The sequence below is a fragment of the Streptomyces sp. NPDC050504 genome (genome assembly GCF_044458065.1).
GTDB lineage: Bacteria > Actinomycetota > Actinomycetes > Streptomycetales > Streptomycetaceae > Streptomyces.
Window position 1 is genome coordinate 186946 of record NZ_JBITHO010000010.1, and the last position, 16222, is coordinate 203167.

The 16222-nt window shown below is 71.6% G+C and carries 13 protein-coding genes; 5 read left to right on the forward strand and 8 right to left on the reverse strand.

Translation table 11 applies throughout. From position 1 onward, the window contains the following. Positions 1-122: 122 nt before the first annotated feature. The gene (locus tag ACIBNE_RS32845) at positions 123-797 is read right to left on the reverse strand and encodes a Crp/Fnr family transcriptional regulator (protein ID WP_017947815.1); all 675 of its coding nucleotides are present in this window, start codon (positions 795-797) and stop codon (positions 123-125) included. A 290-nt stretch (positions 798-1087) separates the two neighbouring features. Between ACIBNE_RS32845 and nth the strand changes: the two genes are divergently transcribed. From nth to ACIBNE_RS32860, 3 genes are all read left to right on the forward strand, one after another. Beyond that, entirely contained in the window at positions 1088-2140 is a 1053-nt protein-coding gene (nth, locus tag ACIBNE_RS32850; protein ID WP_399278107.1) for an endonuclease III, read from the forward strand. Positions 2141-2225: 85 nt separating this feature from the next. After that, the gene (locus tag ACIBNE_RS32855) at positions 2226-2936 is read left to right on the forward strand and encodes an NUDIX hydrolase (RefSeq protein WP_399278109.1); all 711 of its coding nucleotides are present in this window, start codon (positions 2226-2228) and stop codon (positions 2934-2936) included. A gap of 13 nt (positions 2937-2949) precedes the next feature. Then, a complete protein-coding gene (locus tag ACIBNE_RS32860) occupies positions 2950-4149 on the forward strand; it encodes a MarP family serine protease (RefSeq protein WP_399278112.1) in 1200 nt (399 codons plus the stop codon). A 42-nt stretch (positions 4150-4191) separates the two neighbouring features. Here ACIBNE_RS32860 and ACIBNE_RS32865 read toward each other — a convergent pair whose 3' ends face one another. The 6 genes from ACIBNE_RS32865 to ACIBNE_RS32890 form a co-directional block, all read right to left on the reverse strand. After that, positions 4192-4398 (reverse strand): hypothetical protein, encoded by a 207-nt coding sequence (locus ACIBNE_RS32865; RefSeq protein ID WP_399278114.1) that lies wholly within the window; start codon positions 4396-4398, stop codon positions 4192-4194. 119 nt (positions 4399-4517) lie between these two features. Continuing rightward, positions 4518-5456 carry an alpha/beta fold hydrolase gene (locus tag ACIBNE_RS32870; RefSeq protein ID WP_399278115.1) on the reverse strand — a complete coding sequence of 313 codons (939 nt, stop codon included), beginning with the start codon at positions 5454-5456 and terminating at the stop codon, positions 4518-4520. Further along, complete coding sequence (locus tag ACIBNE_RS32875; RefSeq protein ID WP_399278117.1) at positions 5453-5923, reverse strand: phage holin family protein; 471 nt, start codon at positions 5921-5923, stop codon at positions 5453-5455. Before ACIBNE_RS32875 ends, ACIBNE_RS32870 begins: the two co-directional genes overlap by 4 nt. A gap of 48 nt (positions 5924-5971) precedes the next feature. Continuing rightward, positions 5972-7441, reverse strand: coding sequence for a Na+/H+ antiporter NhaA (gene nhaA, locus ACIBNE_RS32880; protein ID WP_399278119.1), 1470 nt, complete (start codon positions 7439-7441; stop codon positions 5972-5974). Between the two features lie 232 nt (positions 7442-7673). Further along, entirely contained in the window at positions 7674-9632 is a 1959-nt protein-coding gene (gene acs, locus ACIBNE_RS32885; protein WP_399278121.1) for an acetate--CoA ligase, read from the reverse strand. 300 nt (positions 9633-9932) lie between these two features. Beyond that, entirely contained in the window at positions 9933-12392 is a 2460-nt protein-coding gene (locus ACIBNE_RS32890) for a SulP family inorganic anion transporter (RefSeq protein WP_399278123.1), read from the reverse strand. 278 nt (positions 12393-12670) lie between these two features. On the opposite strand from ACIBNE_RS32890, the gene ACIBNE_RS32895 reads away from it, so the two are divergent. Beyond that, entirely contained in the window at positions 12671-13972 is a 1302-nt protein-coding gene (locus ACIBNE_RS32895; protein ID WP_399278125.1) for a hypothetical protein, read from the forward strand. Positions 13973-13995: 23 nt separating this feature from the next. Here the strand turns inward: ACIBNE_RS32895 and ACIBNE_RS32900 are convergent, their stop codons facing one another. After that, a complete protein-coding gene (locus ACIBNE_RS32900) occupies positions 13996-14982 on the reverse strand; it encodes an ATP-binding protein (RefSeq protein ID WP_399278127.1) in 987 nt (328 codons plus the stop codon). 102 nt (positions 14983-15084) lie between these two features. Between ACIBNE_RS32900 and ACIBNE_RS32905 the strand changes: the two genes are divergently transcribed. Further along, the gene (locus ACIBNE_RS32905; protein WP_399278129.1) at positions 15085-16032 is read left to right on the forward strand and encodes an oxidoreductase; all 948 of its coding nucleotides are present in this window, start codon (positions 15085-15087) and stop codon (positions 16030-16032) included. Positions 16033-16222 lie beyond the last annotated feature (190 nt).

The window sequence follows — 16222 nt, forward strand, 5'->3', positions numbered from 1 at the left end:
GTGGGGGGGGGGGGGGGGGCGCCGGGGGGGGGGGGGGGGGTGGGGGGGGGGGGGGGGGGGGGGCGGGGGGGGGGGGGGGGGGGGGGGGCCCGCCCCCCCCCCCCCCCCCTCCCCGCGTACGACTAGCGCGAGCGCTTCGCGAGGCGCTCCACGTCCAGCAGGATCACCGCGCGGGCCTCCAGGCGCAGCCAGCCGCGCTGCGCGAAGTCCGCGAGGGCCTTGTTGACCGTCTCGCGCGAGGCGCCGACCAGCTGGGCCAGCTCCTCCTGCGTGAGGTCGTGCACGACGTGGATGCCCTCCTCGGACTGCACGCCGAAGCGGCGCGACAGGTCCAGGAGCGCGCGGGCCACGCGGCCGGGCACGTCGGAGAAGACCAGGTCGGACATCTGGTCGTTGGTCTTGCGCAGTCGGCGGGCGACGGCGCGCAGCAGGGCCGTGGCCACCTCGGGGCGGGCGTTCAGCCAGGGCTGGAGGTCGCCGTGGCCCAGACCCAGCAGCTTGACCTCGGTCAGCGCGGTCGCGGTCGCGGTGCGCGGGCCCGGGTCGAAGAGCGACAGCTCGCCGATCAGCTCGCCGGGGCCGAGTACGGCCAGCATGTTCTCGCGCCCGTCCGGGGACGTGCGGTGGAGCTTCACCTTGCCCTCGGTGACGACGTACAGCCGGTCACCGGGGTCTCCCTCGTGGAAGAGCGCGTCACCGCGTGCGAGGGTCACCTCACTCATCGAGGCGCGGAGCTCCGCGGCCTGCTCGTCATCGAGCGCCGCGAAGAGCGGGGCGCGCCGCAGAACGTCGTCCACGAATCTTCTCCTTGTCGACCTGCCCAACGGGGACCGTGGTCCCCATGATGCCGGACGGTAAAACAGTGCGATCAATCACAAACCAGTTTGACGCACCAATGCGCCCGTTCGTACGCAGGGGGCCGATCGGGGGTCGATCGTCGGTGTACGGGGCGGATGTCAGCGGTGGGGCCTAGGCTGGACGGGTGTCCAAATCGCCGGTGAGAGCGCAGGCCAAGGGGGCTGGACGGGTGTCGGCATCCGGTAATTCCGCTGTGGGCGAACAGGGGGCGGACGCCCCCGGAAACCCGGTGAAACGCGCCCCGGGCGGCGTGTCGAAGAGGGCGGCGAAGGCGCCCGCCAAGAAGGTGACGGCGCCCGCGAGGGGCGCCGCGAAGAAGGCCGCTCCGGCCAAGAAGAGCGCTGCGGTCAAGAAGACGGCGGCGACGAAGAGCGCGGCCAAGAAGGCGGCTCCGGCGAAGAAGACGGCTCCGGCCAAGAAGGCGGCCGCGGCCAAGAGCACGGCCAAGAAGGCCGCTCCGGCCAAGAAAGCGGTCACGGTCAAGGAGACCGCCGCTCCCGAGAAGGCCGCCGCCAAGCCCGAGTCCCGCGTCGCCATGGTCCGCCGTGCGCGCCGCATCAACCGCGAGCTCGCCGACGTCTATCCGTACGCACACCCCGAGCTCGACTTCACCAACCCCTTCGAGCTCCTCGTCGCCACGGTCCTCTCCGCGCAGACCACCGACCTGCGGGTGAACCAGACGACGCCCGCGCTCTTCGCCGCGTATCCGACGCCCGAGGACATGGCGGCCGCCGTCCCCGAGGAGCTGGAGGAGCTGATCAGGCCGACCGGCTTCTTCCGCGCCAAGGCGAAGTCGCTGCTCGGCCTCTCCGCCGCGCTCAGGGACGACTTCGGCGGCGAGGTCCCGGGCCGTCTGGAGGACCTGGTCACGCTCCCCGGAGTGGGCCGGAAGACGGCCAACGTCGTGCTGGGGAACGTCTTCGGAGTCCCGGGGATCACCGTGGACACCCACTTCGGGCGGCTCGTGCGCCGCTGGAAGTGGACCGACGAGGAGGACCCGGTCAAGGTCGAGGCGGTCGTCGCGGAGATCTTCCCGAAGTCCGACTGGACGATGCTCTCGCACCGCGTCGTCTTCCACGGCCGCCGCATCTGCCACTCCCGCAAGCCCGCCTGCGGCGCCTGCCCGATCACCCACCTGTGCCCCGCGTACGGCGAGGGCGAGACGGACCCGGAGAAGGCGAAGAAGCTGCTGAAGTACGAGAAGGGCGGCCTCCCCGGCCAGCGGCTGAACCCGCCGCCCGACTACCCGGGCGAACCCGCGGCCCCGCTGGGCGCCCGCTGACACGCTCCCGACGGCGCCCCGGGAGCCCCGGGGCGCCGTGGAACGACCAGGACTTCAAGAGCGTTGTGAAACGACGGGGGTGCCCATGACGCACACGAGTGACACCGCATACGAACCGACGGCCGCCCAGGCGCCGCCCGTGACCACGGACGGCCTGCCGGGCTGGCTCGACCCCGTCGCACGGGTCGCCGGGACCGTACGGCCCGAGCAGCTCAGCAGGTTCCTGCCGCCCGAGAGCGGCCGGGGCCGCCAGTCCGCTGTGCTGGTCCTCTTCGGGGAGGGCGCGCGCGGCCCCGAGCTGCTGCTCATGGAGCGCGCGGGCAGCCTCAGGTCGCACGCGGGGCAGATCTCCTTCCCCGGCGGCGCCCTGGACGCCGAGGACGGCGACCCGAAGGCCGAGGGCCCGCTCAACGCCGCGCTGCGCGAGGCCGAGGAGGAGACCGGGCTCGATCCGGCGGGCGTCCAGCTCTTCGGCGTGCTGCCCCGGCTGTACATCCCGGTGAGCCACTTCGTGGTGACCCCGGTCCTCGGCTGGTGGCGGTCCCCGTCCCCGGTGCGGGCCGTGGACCAGGCCGAGACGGCCCGGGTGTTCACGGTGCCCGTGGCGGATCTCACGGACCCGGCGAACCGCACGACGGCCGCGCACCCCAGCGGGCACCTGGGCCCCGGCTTCCTGGTCGAATCGGCGCTGCTCTGGGGCTTCACGGCCGGCGTGATCGACCGGATCCTGCACTTCGCGGGCTGGGAACGACCTTGGGACCGCACCAAGCGGGTCCCGCTCGACTGGCGCGCATGACAGGCTGACCCGTGTGAATGTGCTGGACATCCTGTTGCTGGTCGCCGCCGTCTGGTTCGCGATCGTCGGTTACCGCCAGGGATTCGTCGTCGGCATCCTGTCGGTGATCGGCTTCCTCGGCGGCGGTCTCGTCGCCGTGTACACCCTCCCGGTGGTCTGGGACCGGTTCACCGACAGCTCCGACGTCTCGACCACCGCCGCGATCGTCGCCGTCGTCGTCGTGATCGTCTGCGCCTCGGTGGGCCAGGCGTTCACCACCCATCTGGGCAACAAACTCCGCAGACACATCACGTGGTCGCCCGCGCGCGCCCTGGACGCGACCGGCGGCGCGCTGGTCAACGTCCTCGCGATGCTGATGGTCGCCTGGCTGATCGGCCTGCTCCTGGCGCAGACGGCGCTGCCGAGCCTGGGCAAGGAGGCCCGCAACTCCAAGGTCCTGCTCGGCGTCTCGCGGGTGATGCCCAGCCAGGCGTACACCTGGTTCGACGACTTCTCCTCGGTCCTCGCGCAGAACGGCTTCCCGCAGGTCTTCAGCCCCTTCGCGAACGAGCCGATCACGGAGGTCAGGGCCCCCGACCCGAAGCTCGCGGGCAGCCCCGTCGCCGCCGCGGCCAAGAAGTCCATCGTGAAGGTCGTCGGCACGGCGCAGGGCTGCGGCAAGGTGCTCGAAGGCACCGGCTTCGTCTTCGGCGAGCGGCGCGTGATGACGAACGCGCACGTGGTGGGCGGCGTCGACGAGCCGACCGTACAGATCGGCGGCAAGGGCCGGCTGTACGACGCGACGGTCGTGCTCTACGACTGGGAGCGCGACATCGCCGTCCTGGACGTGCCGGACCTGCGCGCGCCCGCGCTGCGCTTCACCGAGACCGAGGCCCGCAGCGGCGACAGCGCGATCGTCGCGGGCTTCCCGGAGAACGGCGGGTACGACGTCCGCTCGGCGCGCGTGCGCGGCCAGATCAACGCCAAGGGCCCGGACATCTACCACCGCGGCACGGTGCGCAGGGGCGTGTACTCGCTCTACGCGACGGTCCGCCAGGGCAACTCCGGCGGCCCGCTGCTGACGCCCGACGGCCAGGTGTACGGGGTGGTGTTCGCCAAGTCCCTCGACGACCCGAACACCGGGTACGCGCTGACCGTGGACGAGATCCGCGAGGACATCGAGCGCGGCCTCACCGCCAACCAGGAGGTCGACAGTCAGAGCTGCGCGATGTGACGGGCGGTCGGGTCCGGTCGCTCCGGCCGGGCCCGCCGGTGGTCAGCCGCGTGGATGGCGGAGCCGGGCCGAGACCCAGCGGGCCCGGCGGCGGAGGATCCGGGGGATCCCCACGCCGGGAATGCCGGGAAGCTCCTGATCGGGCGGCACGACACCCCGCCCCTGGGAGTCACCCCTCCCGTAGGTGCTCAGGCTCCTGGCCGAGCGGCGGTTGCGTGCTGTGTCACCGTAGTCGTGCGTCCAGCCCATACCCGGACGTCTGCCCCTGCCTCAACATCGGTAACCGCATCGGAGGCGGCCAATTGGCCTATGCGCGTGGCAATTAACTGTTCGTAGGACAAGCGTTCCGGTCGGTCACTGATGAACCGTCAGCGGTCGGGCTCGGGGTCCTTGAGCCAGTTGACCAGTTCCGCGGAGAACGCCACCGGGTCCTCTTCGTGGGGGAAGTGGCCGAGGCCGTCGAAGAGCCGCCAGCGGTAGGGCGCCTCCACGTACTCGCCCGACCCCGCCGCGCTGCGCGTGCGCATCGCCGGGTCGAGCGAGCCGTGCAGGTGCAGCGTAGGCACCCGCACCGGGCGCTTCATGCGGCGGTTGAACTGGATGCCGTCGGGCCGCGCCAGCGAGCGCACCATCCAGCGGTACGGCTCGATCGAGCAGTGCGCCGTCGAGGGGATCAGCATCGCGCGCCGGTACGTGTCGACGGTCGCGTCGTCGAAGGCGTCCGGCATGCGGGGCCCCGACCACTCCCGGATCAGCCGCCCCACCAGGGCCGCGTCGTCCGCGACCAGCTGGCGCTCGGGCAGCCACGGCCGCTGGAAGCCCCAGACGTACGACCCCGAGCGGGACTGCGCGAAGTCGGAGAGCATCGCCGAGCGCCAGCGCCTGGGGTGCGGCATCGAGGAGACCGCGAGGCGGCGCACCAGCTTGGGCCGCATCACGGCGGCCGTCCACGCCAGGTAGCCGCCCAGGTCGTGGCCGACCAGCGCGGCATCGGGCTCGCCCAGCGAGCGCACGACGCCCGTGATGTCGAGCGCCAGGTTGGCGGGGTCGTAGCCCCGGGGCGTGCGGTCGCTGCCGCCCACGCCCCGCAGGTCCATGGCGACGGCCCGGAACCCGGCGTCGGCGAGGGCCTGCATCTGGTGCCGCCAGCTCCACCAGAACTGCGGGAAGCCGTGCAGCAACAGCACCAGCGGCCCCTCGCCCTGCTCCGCGATGTGGAACCGCGCGCCGTTGGCCGCCACGTCGCGATGGGTCCAGGGGCCATCGATCCGTACGGGGCTGGTGTTGCCGCTGTCGGGAACCGTCATGCAGTCGAGCGTGCCACACCCGTGGCGGCGTCCTGTCCTGCCCGGGGATGAGGCTTGACGCTCCCCAGTACGGCAGCCGTCTGCTTGACCGAAGCGGCGACCTTCTGCGGGCCCTTGCCCTTCTTCGCCTTCTTGGCGAAGACGACGCCGATCAGCGCGAGCAGCCCGGCCACCACGACGTTCACGGCGAAGGACAGCAGGAAGCAGATCGCCATGTTCCAGCCGGTCCACGTCCGGAAGCCGTACGCGAGCGCGAAGCTCAGCATCGGCAGCGAGAAGAGGAGCACCGTCCCGGCCGCGGCGAAGCCCGCCCCGCTGATGGCACCGCGCTTGACGTCGTTCTTCACCTGGACCTTGGCGAGGGCGATCTCGTCGTGCACCAGTGCGGAAACCTCCGCGGTCGCGGCCGCGACCAACTGGCCGAGGCTCCGATCGGCGGCGCCGACGTTCTGACCGGGGTCGCTCATCCCTGACTCCCTCTGCTCTTTTTGCCGATTTACGGATCCGATGTCAGATCATGCCGGACGCCCGCCGCCACCGCGCGCAGCCCCCGGCACTTGACCGGCATCCGGACCATCGGATCCGGCCGCGGCCGCGGCCCCCGCGGTGTTCGACGCGGTGTTCGCGACGGCTTCGGCCAGACGGCGGTGCTCGGCGGCCTTCTTCTCGTATATCGCGGCCATCCGCAGGTGGTACTCCGGCTTGTCCTGCTCGTAGACGTCCGGGATGCCGTCCTGGTCCTCGTCGCGCTCCTCGGCGTCGTAGAGAGCGGCGTACTTGCGCACCCGCAGCTTCAGCAGGACCGTCGCGAAGACGGCCGCGATCAGCGAGCCGACCAGTACCGCGGCCTTGACCTCGTCGGTCATCACCGGGTCACCGGCGAAGGCCAGCTCCCCGATGAGCAGCGAGACGGTGAAGCCGATCCCGGCGAGCGAGGCGACCGCGAAGACGTCGGGCCAGTTCAGCTCGGGGTTCAGCTCGGCCCGGGTGAAGCGGGCCGCGAGCCACGTGCCGCCGAAGATGCCGAAGGCCTTGCCGAGCACCAGGCCGAGCACCACGCCGAGCGTCTCCGGCTGGGTGAACACGTCGGCCAGTACGCCCCCGGAGACGGCGACGCCCGCCGAGAACAGCGCGAACATCGGCACGGCGAGCCCGGCCGACAGGGGCCGCACGAGGTGCTCGATGTGCTCGCCCGGGGAGTGGTCCTCGCCCTCGCGGCGGTGGCAGCGCAGCATCAGGCCCATGGCGACGCCCGCGATGGTGGCGTGGACGCCGCTGTTGTACATCAGGCCCCAGATGGCGAGGCCGAGCGGCACGTAGACGTACCAGCCGCGGACTCCGGTGCGCAGCAGCACGTAGAAGAGCACCAGTCCGGCGAGGGCGCCGCCGAGCGCGGCGAAGTTCAGGTCGCTGGTGAAGAAGACCGCGATGATCAGGATCGCGAAGAGGTCGTCGACGACGGCGAGCGTGAGCAGGAAGGCGCGCAGCGCGGACGGCAGCGAGGTGCCGATGACGGCGAGGACGGCGAGCGCGAAGGCGATGTCGGTCGCGGTGGGGACGGCCCAGCCGTCCATGGTGCCGCTGCCGAAGACGTTGACCAGCGCGTAGACGCCGGCGGGCGCGGCCATGCCGCAGATCGCGGCGATGACGGGCAGGGCCGCGGCCTTGGGGTCGCGGAGGTCGCCCGCGACGAGTTCGCGCTTGAGCTCGATACCCGCGACGAAGAAGAAGACCGCGAGGAGGCCGTCGGCCGCCCAGTGCTGGATCGACAGGTCCAGGCCGAGGGAGGCGGGGCCGAGGTGGAAGCCGCGCACCGACTCGTAGCCGGAGCCGAAGGTGTTCGCCCAGATGACGGCGGCGACGGCGGCGACCAGCAGCAGCACGCCGCCGACGGTCTCGGTGCGCAGCGCTTCCGCGATGTAGGTCCGCTCGGGCAGCGAGAGGCGGCCGAGGAGCTTGCGGTTGGTGGGGCTGGGCGCGGCCACGGGGGCGACCTCCGGTCGGTAGGCAGGACGAATCACATGCCGACCAGACTTCCCGGCGCACCTATGGCTTCTTGTCGCGCTGTTGACGCTTTCCTTACTTTACCTAACGGCGCAAGGGGGCCCAAGGGCGCGGGGGGCTATCCGGCGATCTTCACTTTAGGTGCGAAAAGGGCACCCGGCGCGGTGGCGCCGGGTGCCCTGTCGGTCGTACGGAGGGGAGAGCGGGGAGGTACTAGTCCTCGCTGCCCGCGCTGGGGAGCTTCGTCTGGATCAGGTCCATGACGGAGGAGTCCGTGAGCGTCGTGACGTCACCGAGCTCGCGGTTCTCCGCGACGTCGCGCAGCAGGCGGCGCATGATCTTGCCGGAGCGGGTCTTCGGCAGCTCGGCCACCGGGAGGACCCGCTTGGGCTTGGCGATCGGGCCGAGCGTGGCGCCCACGTGGTTGCGCAGGTCGGCGACGAGGTTCTCGTCGTCGGCGTTCGCCGTGCCGCGCAGGATGACGAAGGCGACGATCGCCTGACCGGTCGTCTCGTCGGCCGCGCCGACCACCGCCGCCTCGGCGACGGACGGGTGCGAGACGAGGGCCGACTCGACCTCGGTGGTCGAGATGTTGTGGCCGGAGACCAGCATCACGTCGTCGACCCGGCCGAGCAGCCAGATGTCGCCGTCGTCGTCCTTCTTCGCGCCGTCACCGGCGAAGTACTTGCCCTCGAAGCGCGACCAGTACGTGTCGATGAACCGCTGGTCGTCGCCCCAGATCGTGCGGAGCATGGACGGCCACGGCTCGGTCAGCACCAGGTAGCCGCCCCCGCCGTTGGGCACCTCGCCCGCCTCGTCGTCGACGACGGTCGCCGAGATGCCGGGGAGCGCCCGCTGGGCCGAGCCCGGCTTGGTCGCGGTCACCCCGGGCAGCGGCGAGATCATCATCGCGCCGGTCTCGGTCTGCCACCAGGTGTCCACGATGGGGCACTTGTCGGCGCCGATGTGCTTGCGGTACCAGATCCACGCCTCGGGGTTGATCGGCTCGCCGACCGAGCCCAGCACGCGCAGGCTGGACAGGTCGAACTTGGCGGGGATGTCGTCGCCCCACTTCATGAACGTGCGGATCGCGGTCGGCGCGGTGTAGAGGATCGTGACGCCGTACTTCTGCACGATCTCCCAGAACCGCCCCTGGTGCGGGGTGTCGGGCGTGCCCTCGTACATGACCTGCGTCGCGCCGTTGGCCAGCGGGCCGTAGACGATGTACGAGTGGCCGGTCACCCAGCCGATGTCGGCCGTGCACCAGTAGACGTCGGTCTCGGGCTTGAGGTCGAAGACGGCGTGGTGGGTGTAGGCCGCCTGGGTGAGGTAGCCGCCCGAGGTGTGCAGGATGCCCTTCGGCTTACCCGTGGTGCCCGAGGTGTAGAGGATGAAGAGCGGGTGCTCCGCGTCGAACGCCTCGGGGGTGTGCTCGGCGGACTGGCGGGTGACGACGTCGTCCCACCAGACGTCCCGGCCCTCGGTGAAGGCGGTGTCCTGGCCGGTGCGGCGGACCACCAGGACGTGCTCGACCTGCGGGCACTTGGCGACGGCCTCGTCGATGGCGGGCTTGAGCGCGGAGGGCTTGCCGCGGCGGTAGCCGCCGTCGGCGGTGATGACGAGCTTGGCGTCGGCGTCCTGGATGCGGGAGGCCACCGCGTCGGCCGAGAAGCCGCCGAAGACCACGGAGTGCGCGGCGCCGATGCGGGCGCAGGCCAGCATCGCGACCGCGGCCTCGGGGATCATCGGCAGGTAGACGGCGACCCGGTCGCCCTTGCGGACGCCCAGCTCGGTCAGGGCGTTGGCCGCCTTGGAGACCTCGTCCTTGAGCTCGGCGTAGGTGATCGCGCGGCTGTCGCCGGGCTCGCCCTCGAAGTGGATGGCGACCCGGTCCCCGTTGCCCGCCTCGACGTGCCGGTCGACGCAGTTGTACGCGACGTTGAGCTCGCCGTCGGCGAACCACTTCGCGAAGGGCGGGTTCGACCAGTCGAGCGTCTCGGTCGGCTCCGTGGCCCAGGTCAGGCGCCGGGCCTGCTCGGCCCAGAAGCCCAGCCTGTCCGCCTTGGCCTGCTCGTACGCCTCCGCCGTGACGTTGGCGTTCGCGGCCAGCTCGGCGGGCGGCGTGAACCGCCGCTCCTCCTTGAGCAGGTTGGCCAGGCTTTCGTTGCTCACGACATCTCCCTTTCCCAGGGTGTCCGTTGTGTCCCGGGCCCTAGCTCATCAGGCGGATGCCCGGGTGACAAGAGCTTGCCGGGAATTGGTTTAGACCTGTGTACGTGCCCTCCCGGCCGCGCGGCGGCGGACAGAAGGGCATACGGTCTCACGGACGGGAGACGCGGAGGGTTCAGACGTCGATTCCCGGGCACACGCGTCCTGGTCCCGGAGGCGCGCGCGTACTGGTCCCGGATGTGCGCTTCCTGGTCCCGGACGTGCGCGTCCTTGTTTCGGGGGGCGCGCGTGGCCCCTGGATCCTCAGGCGCGCGAGTCCTCCAGGGCCGAGGAGCCGGCCGCGCCGCTCGGCCTGAAGGCATCGGTCCGGTCGAAGGCGTCGACCCGGTCGAAGACCTCGTCGGCGGGGTCGTGCCCGGTCAGCAGGTACGCCTGCGCCTCGCCCACGTGGAAGTACATCCCGTGCAGCTCCAGCGTGCCGTCCGCGAGCCTGCGGGCCACCGACTCGTGCGCCCGCAGGTGCTCCAACTGCTGGACCACGTTGGTGAGGCAGAGCTGCTCGACCGCGTCCGCGGGCAGCCGCCCGGAGATCCGCGCCCAGGCGTGGTGCTTGCTCGCCATCCGCTCCAGGCTCGGCAGCCCGTGCCGCAGCCAGCGCCGCAGCGGGGTCTGCGGGGCGCCGGGGCTGCTGTTGAGCAGGGCCTGCATCGCGCCGCAGCCGGAGTGTCCGCAGACGGTGATCGAGTCGACCCTGAGCACGTCCACGGCGTACTCGATCGCCGCCGCCACCGAGTCGTCCCGGCTCTCCGCGCCGGGCAGCGGCACCAGGTTCCCCACGTTGCGCACGGTGAACAGGTCGCCCGGACCGCTGGCCGTGATCATGCTGGTGACCAGGCGCGAGTCCGCGCAGGTCAGGAACAGCTGGGAGGGCTGCTGCCCCTCGCGGGCGAGCCGGGCGAGCTCGCCGCGCACCAGCGGGGCCGTGTTGCGCTGGAACGCGCTGAGCCCGCTGGCCAGCCGGTGCCCGGTGCTCCGCTCGGCGGGCGCGGTCCGGGCGCCGCGCTCGTCCGCGGCTCCGGGGTGCGGCTCGCCGCAGCTGTGGTTGCGCCAGGGGGTCCAGGGGCGGCAGCAGGCGTGGGAGGCGGAGGCGGGGCCGGCGACCCGGCCGCCCGCCCTGCCGGTGATCTCGACCCGGCCGCCCCGGGCGAGGTGCGAGGTCTGCCAGTCCTGCAATGACTCGTACGCGGCGTGATCCATGAACGATCCGTCCAATTCGACTACGACGTGGGCTCCTTGCGGAATCTGGTGCAGCGCCCGGCTGAGCCTGGGCACCGCGAGGAAGGTCAACTGGCCGCGCGCGACGACCAGCTGGACCCCGTCCCGCTCCTCGCGGGTGATCCTGGTCCTGGTCAGCCGGTGCAGGGCGACCGCGACCGCCACCGCGATCCCGAGGGCCACGCCCTCCAGGATCCCGATGAACACGACTCCGGCCAGCGTCACCGCGTACACCAGGACTTCGCGGTGGCGGGTGACGCTGCGGATGTGGGTGATGTTGACCATCTGGAAGCCGACCACCATCACCAGCGCGGCGAGCGCGGGCAGCGGGATCAGGTCCAGGACGGGCACCAGGAACAGTGCGGCGAGCACGATCCACAGCCCGTGCAGCATCGTGGAGTTGCGGCTGACGGCGCCCGCCGAGACGTTGGCGACGCTGCGCACGGCCACTCCCGCGACGGGCAGCCCGCCGAGCGCGCCCGACACGATGTTCGCCGCGCCCTGCCCGGCCAGTTCGCGGTCGAGGTCCGACCGGGGCACGGCGGTGCGGGAGTCCTTGCGGGCGGCGGCCAGCTTGTCGACGGCGACGGCCGACAGCAGCGACTGCACGCTCGTCACCAGCGTGATGGTGAGCACCCCCGCCGCGATGCCGAGCACCGGCCCCTCGGGCAGCGCGGGCAGCGCGTGGCTGCTCCAGGACGGCAGGTCGACGTGCGGCACGTGCATCCGGGTGAAGGAGGCCAGGGCCGTCGCGGCTGCCACGGCCGCGAGCGCGGCGGGCACCTTGCGGACGCCCCTGCCGAACCGTCCGGGCAGACGCGGCCACAGCAGCAGGACGGCGATGGTCAGGGCGCTGACCGCGAGGTCGGCGGGGTGCACGTCGGCGAGTTGGGCGGGCAGCCCGCGTACGTTGTCCACGGTCTCGCTCTGCGGGGTGCCGCCGAGGACGATGTGGAGCTGCGCGGCGGCGATGGTGACGCCGATGCCGGCCAGCATGCCGTGCACGATCGCCGGGCTGACGGCGAGGGCGGAGCGGGCCACCCGTAGCGCGGCCAGGCCCAGTTGGGCGATTCCGGCGCCGACGGTGATGGCGCAGGTGGCGCGCCAGCCGAACTTGTGGATCAGGTCGGCCGTCACGACGGTGAGCCCGGCGGCGGGCCCGCTGACCTGGAGCGGGGAGCCGCCGAAGCGTCCGGCGACGATGCCGCCGACGGCGGCGGCCACCAGGCCGGCCTGGAGCGGGGCGCCGGTGGCGAGCGCGATGCCCAGTGAGAGCGGCAGCGCGATCAGGAAGACGGCGATGGACGCGGAGAAGTCGACCCCGGCGATGTGTGGCCTGAAGCGGTTGAAGCGGTTGAAGCGTCCGGGACGGCCGGAAGGGTCGCCGCCCTCGGGCGGCGGGCTGTGCGGCCGCTGAAAGCGGGACAGGCGTGAAGTGCGGGGCGTACGGCCAGAGCGTGCCGTACGTGTGGGGGCGCAGGCGGACATGTTCCCGTCTCCTCCGGGGCAGCGCGGTCGCGGAATGTGGGGACGCGGCCGTGGGTCACGGCGTGCAGCGGCGGGATTATCAACTCTCGGTAAACGAATCGTAATGCAGAGTAAAGATGAGTGGCGGACGTAACGGTCAAATGGGTTAAGTAATCACCCGATCCAGTGAATAAGCAGCTTTTCGAACGGCTTGTCGCTGTTTCTCCGGCAGCTCACCGTGCGAGTTTGACCGCGCTGTGTCGGCGGAGTGCGGAGCTGCGAGGAAAGAGGGTGGGCGGATGAAGGCCGCCACGAAGAGGATCGCGATGGGCGTCATGGCCACGACCCTGGTCGCCGGGCTCGCCGGCTGCGGCGGTTCCGACGCCGGGTCCGGCGGGAAGGAGGGCGCCCACGGAGCGAAGAAGGCGGCCCCCGCCGCGGCGCCCAAGAGCGCGGTGCGCCTCATCGGTGACGGATCGACCGCTTACACCGGACTCCAGCCCGGCATCGCCGAGCCGCAGCGCCTGGCACGCGGGCAGCGCCCGCCGCAGTTCGTGGTGTTCTCCTGGGACGGCGCGGGCGAGGACAGCCAGAAGCTCTTCTCGCACTTCCGCAAGGTCGCCAAGAAGTACGACGCGACCATGACGTACTTCCTCAGCGGCGTCTACCTGCTGCCCGAGGAGAAGCGGGACCTCTACCGGCCGCCCCAGCACTCGGCGGGCCGCTCGGACATCGGCTTCAACGACGCCCGGGGAATCCAGGACACCGTGCGCGAACTGCGCGGCGCCTGGCAGGAGGGCAACGAGATCGGCACCCACTTCAACGGCCACTTCTGCGGCAAGGACGGCGGCGTCGGCACCTGGTCGGTCGACGAGTGGAAGAGCGAGATCGCCCAGGCGAAGTCGTTCGTGAAGAACTGGAAGACCAACGCGCCGAGCCTCAAGGCCCTGCCGCCGCTCCCCTTCGACTACGACAAGGAACTGGTCGGCGCCCGCACGCCCTGCCTCGAAGGGCAGAAGAACATGATGCGGGCCGCGAAGACGCTCGGCTTCCGGTACGACACCAGCGGTGTCGGCAACCAGGTCTGGCCGGGCAAGAAGGAGGGCCTGTGGGACCTCCCGCTCCAGCTGGTGCCCATGCCGGGCCGGGCCTTCGAGACCCTGTCCATGGACTACAACTTCCTGGTCAACCAGTCCGGCACCACCCAGGGCGACCCGGGCAAGCACGACTACTGGGGCAACCAGATGCGCGACGGCCTGCTCCAGGCGTTCGACCGCGCGTACCAGGGCAACAGGGCGCCGCTGATCATCGGCAACCACTTCGAGTCCTGGAACGGCGGCACCTACATGCGCGCCGTCGAGGAGACCGTCGCCAAGGTCTGCACCCAGCGCGACGTGCGCTGCGTCTCCTTCCGGCAGCTCGCCGACTGGCTGGACGCCCAGGACCCGGCGGTGCTGGAGCGGCTGCGGAACCTCAAGGTCGGCGAGGCGCCCAAGGGCGGCTGGCCCGCTTTCCTGACCGCCGCGCCCGCGCCCGTCCCGGGCAAGGGGGCCGCGCCCGCGAAGGGCGCCGCCCCTGCTCGCGCCGAGACGAAGGGGTGACGGCGGTCGCCCCGTAGGACCGCTTACGCGGTGGCCGTGTCGAGCGGCCGCTCGCTGAGCACGAAGGCGGGGTCGACCTGGGCAGCCAGGTCGGCGCCCGTCTTCTCGTTGCCCCAGCTCTGCGCGTTCTTCAGGTGGAAGTGGACCATCTGGCGCGTGTAGCGCTCCCAGTCCCGGAGCGCGTACGAGTCGTCCGCGGCGTCCTGGAGCCGCTGGAGGGCCATGCGGTTCTCCGCCTCCAGGAGTTCGAAGCGCGGCGGGCGCCCCTTCTCCATCGAGCGCACCCAGTCGGAGTGCCCGACCGTGACGAGCAGGTCGTCGCCCACCTCGTCGCGCAGGAACGCGAGGTCGTCCGCGTCGCGCACCTTGTTGCCGACGACCTTCAGCGCGACGCCGAAGTCCCGCGCGTACTCCTTGTACTGGCGGTAGACGGAGACTCCCTTGCGGGTCGGCTCGGCCACCAGGAACGTCATGTCGAAGCGGGTGAACATCCCCGAGGCGAACGAGTCGGAGCCCGCCGTCATGTCGACGACCACGTACTCGTCGACCCCGTCGACCAGGTGGTTCAGGCACAGCTCCACCGCGCCGACCTTGGAGTGGTAGCAGGCGACGCCCAGGTCGGATTCGTTGAACGGGCCCGTGGCCATCAGCCGGACGTCCCCGTCGTCGAGCACGACCGGGCGGGCGCACGCCTCGTACACCGGGTTGTCCTCGCGGATTCGCAGCAGTCGCGATCCTCCGCCGGGCGGGGTCGTCTTGATCATCGTCTCGGCGGAGGCGATCCGGGGGTTCGTGCCGCGCAGGTACTCCTTGATGAGGGGCAGCTGGGCCCCCATCGCGGGCAGCGCGGCCGCCTCGGACTCGGTCAGGCCGAGAGCGGCCCCCAGGTGCTGGTTGATGTCGGCGTCGATCGCGACGACATGGGCCTCATTGGCGGCGAGGTGACGGATGAAGAGCGAGGACAGCGTGGTCTTGCCGCTGCCGCCCTTCCCTACGAAAGCGATCTTCATGTTCACGTAGCGTAGTGGAGTGGTCGCGGTGGGCTGTCTGGCTTCGTGAAGAAGACCACTCCAAGGTGGGGCGGGGGTGGTGGGCGCGTAGCCTCCTTACTTATGAGTACGAACCCCGCTGGGAACTCTGATCCGCTCGTCGCGCTGGGCACGCTGGCCGGTGTGCCCGATGCCGTGAACTCCGTGCGCAAGGCGGTCGACCGGGTCTACGGGCACCGTGTGATGCGGCGCCGCAGCACCGCGGTCACCTCCGAGGCCGCGCTGCGCGGGGCGCGCGGCAGTGCGGCGTTGTCCGGGGCGGACTGGGCGCTGGAGGAGGTCCGGCGGCGCAGCGACTTCGGCGCCGACGCCGAGTCGCGCACCGTTGGCGCGGCGCTCAGGCTGACCGCGGAGGCCGGGCAGTTGCTGAGCATCTGGCGGCAGTCGCCGCTGCGGGTGCTGGCCAGGCTGCACCTGGTCGCGGCGGCGGAGCCGGGGGCCGGGCTGGTCGCGGGTGCGGGTGCGGGTGCGGGTGTGGGGGTCGGATCGGGCGCGGTTTCGGGTGAGGCGTCGGGCGCGGCCGCGGGTTCGGTGGCGGGCGGGATGGCGGACGCGGTTGGGCGGCCCCGGGTGGCCGGCGAGGGCGTGGACTTTTCCGGTGATGCCCTCATCGAGGCGGCGCTGCCGGACGCGGAGGAGGTCGCGGGGCGGCTGGAGGGTCTTTCGCGGCTGATCATCGCGGGCTCGTCGGCCCCGGCGCTGGTGACGGCCGCCGTGGTGCACGGCGAACTGCTCGCGCTGCGGCCCTTCACTTCGTACAACGGGGTGGTGGCGCGCGCTGCCGAGCGCATCGTGCTGATCGGCAGCGGTCTCGACCCCAAGGCGATCTGCCCGGCCGAGGTGGGGCACGCGGAGCTGGGGCGGGCGGCGTACGTCGCGGCCCTCGACGGTTATTTGTCCGGGACGCCGGACGGCGTGGCGGCGTGGATCGCGCACTGCGGTCGCGCGGTCGAGCTCGGGGTGCGCGAGTCGACGGCGGTCTGCGAGGCGCTTCAGCGAGGCGCTGCGTAATAAAGCGCCCGCGCACGAGAGCAGTGTGTAGGTGTAAAGGAGCGAACGGCCGCTGGGGCGCCGAGGCGCGGAACGCTGGGTGTGGGGCCGTTCGTGACTGCCCCGCTGCCTGGTTGGGCTCCGCTACTTGTTGAAGTGCGGTGGCGGGGCAAAAAAGTTGCGGCGACACCGTCCTGCTCTGGTGTCGCCG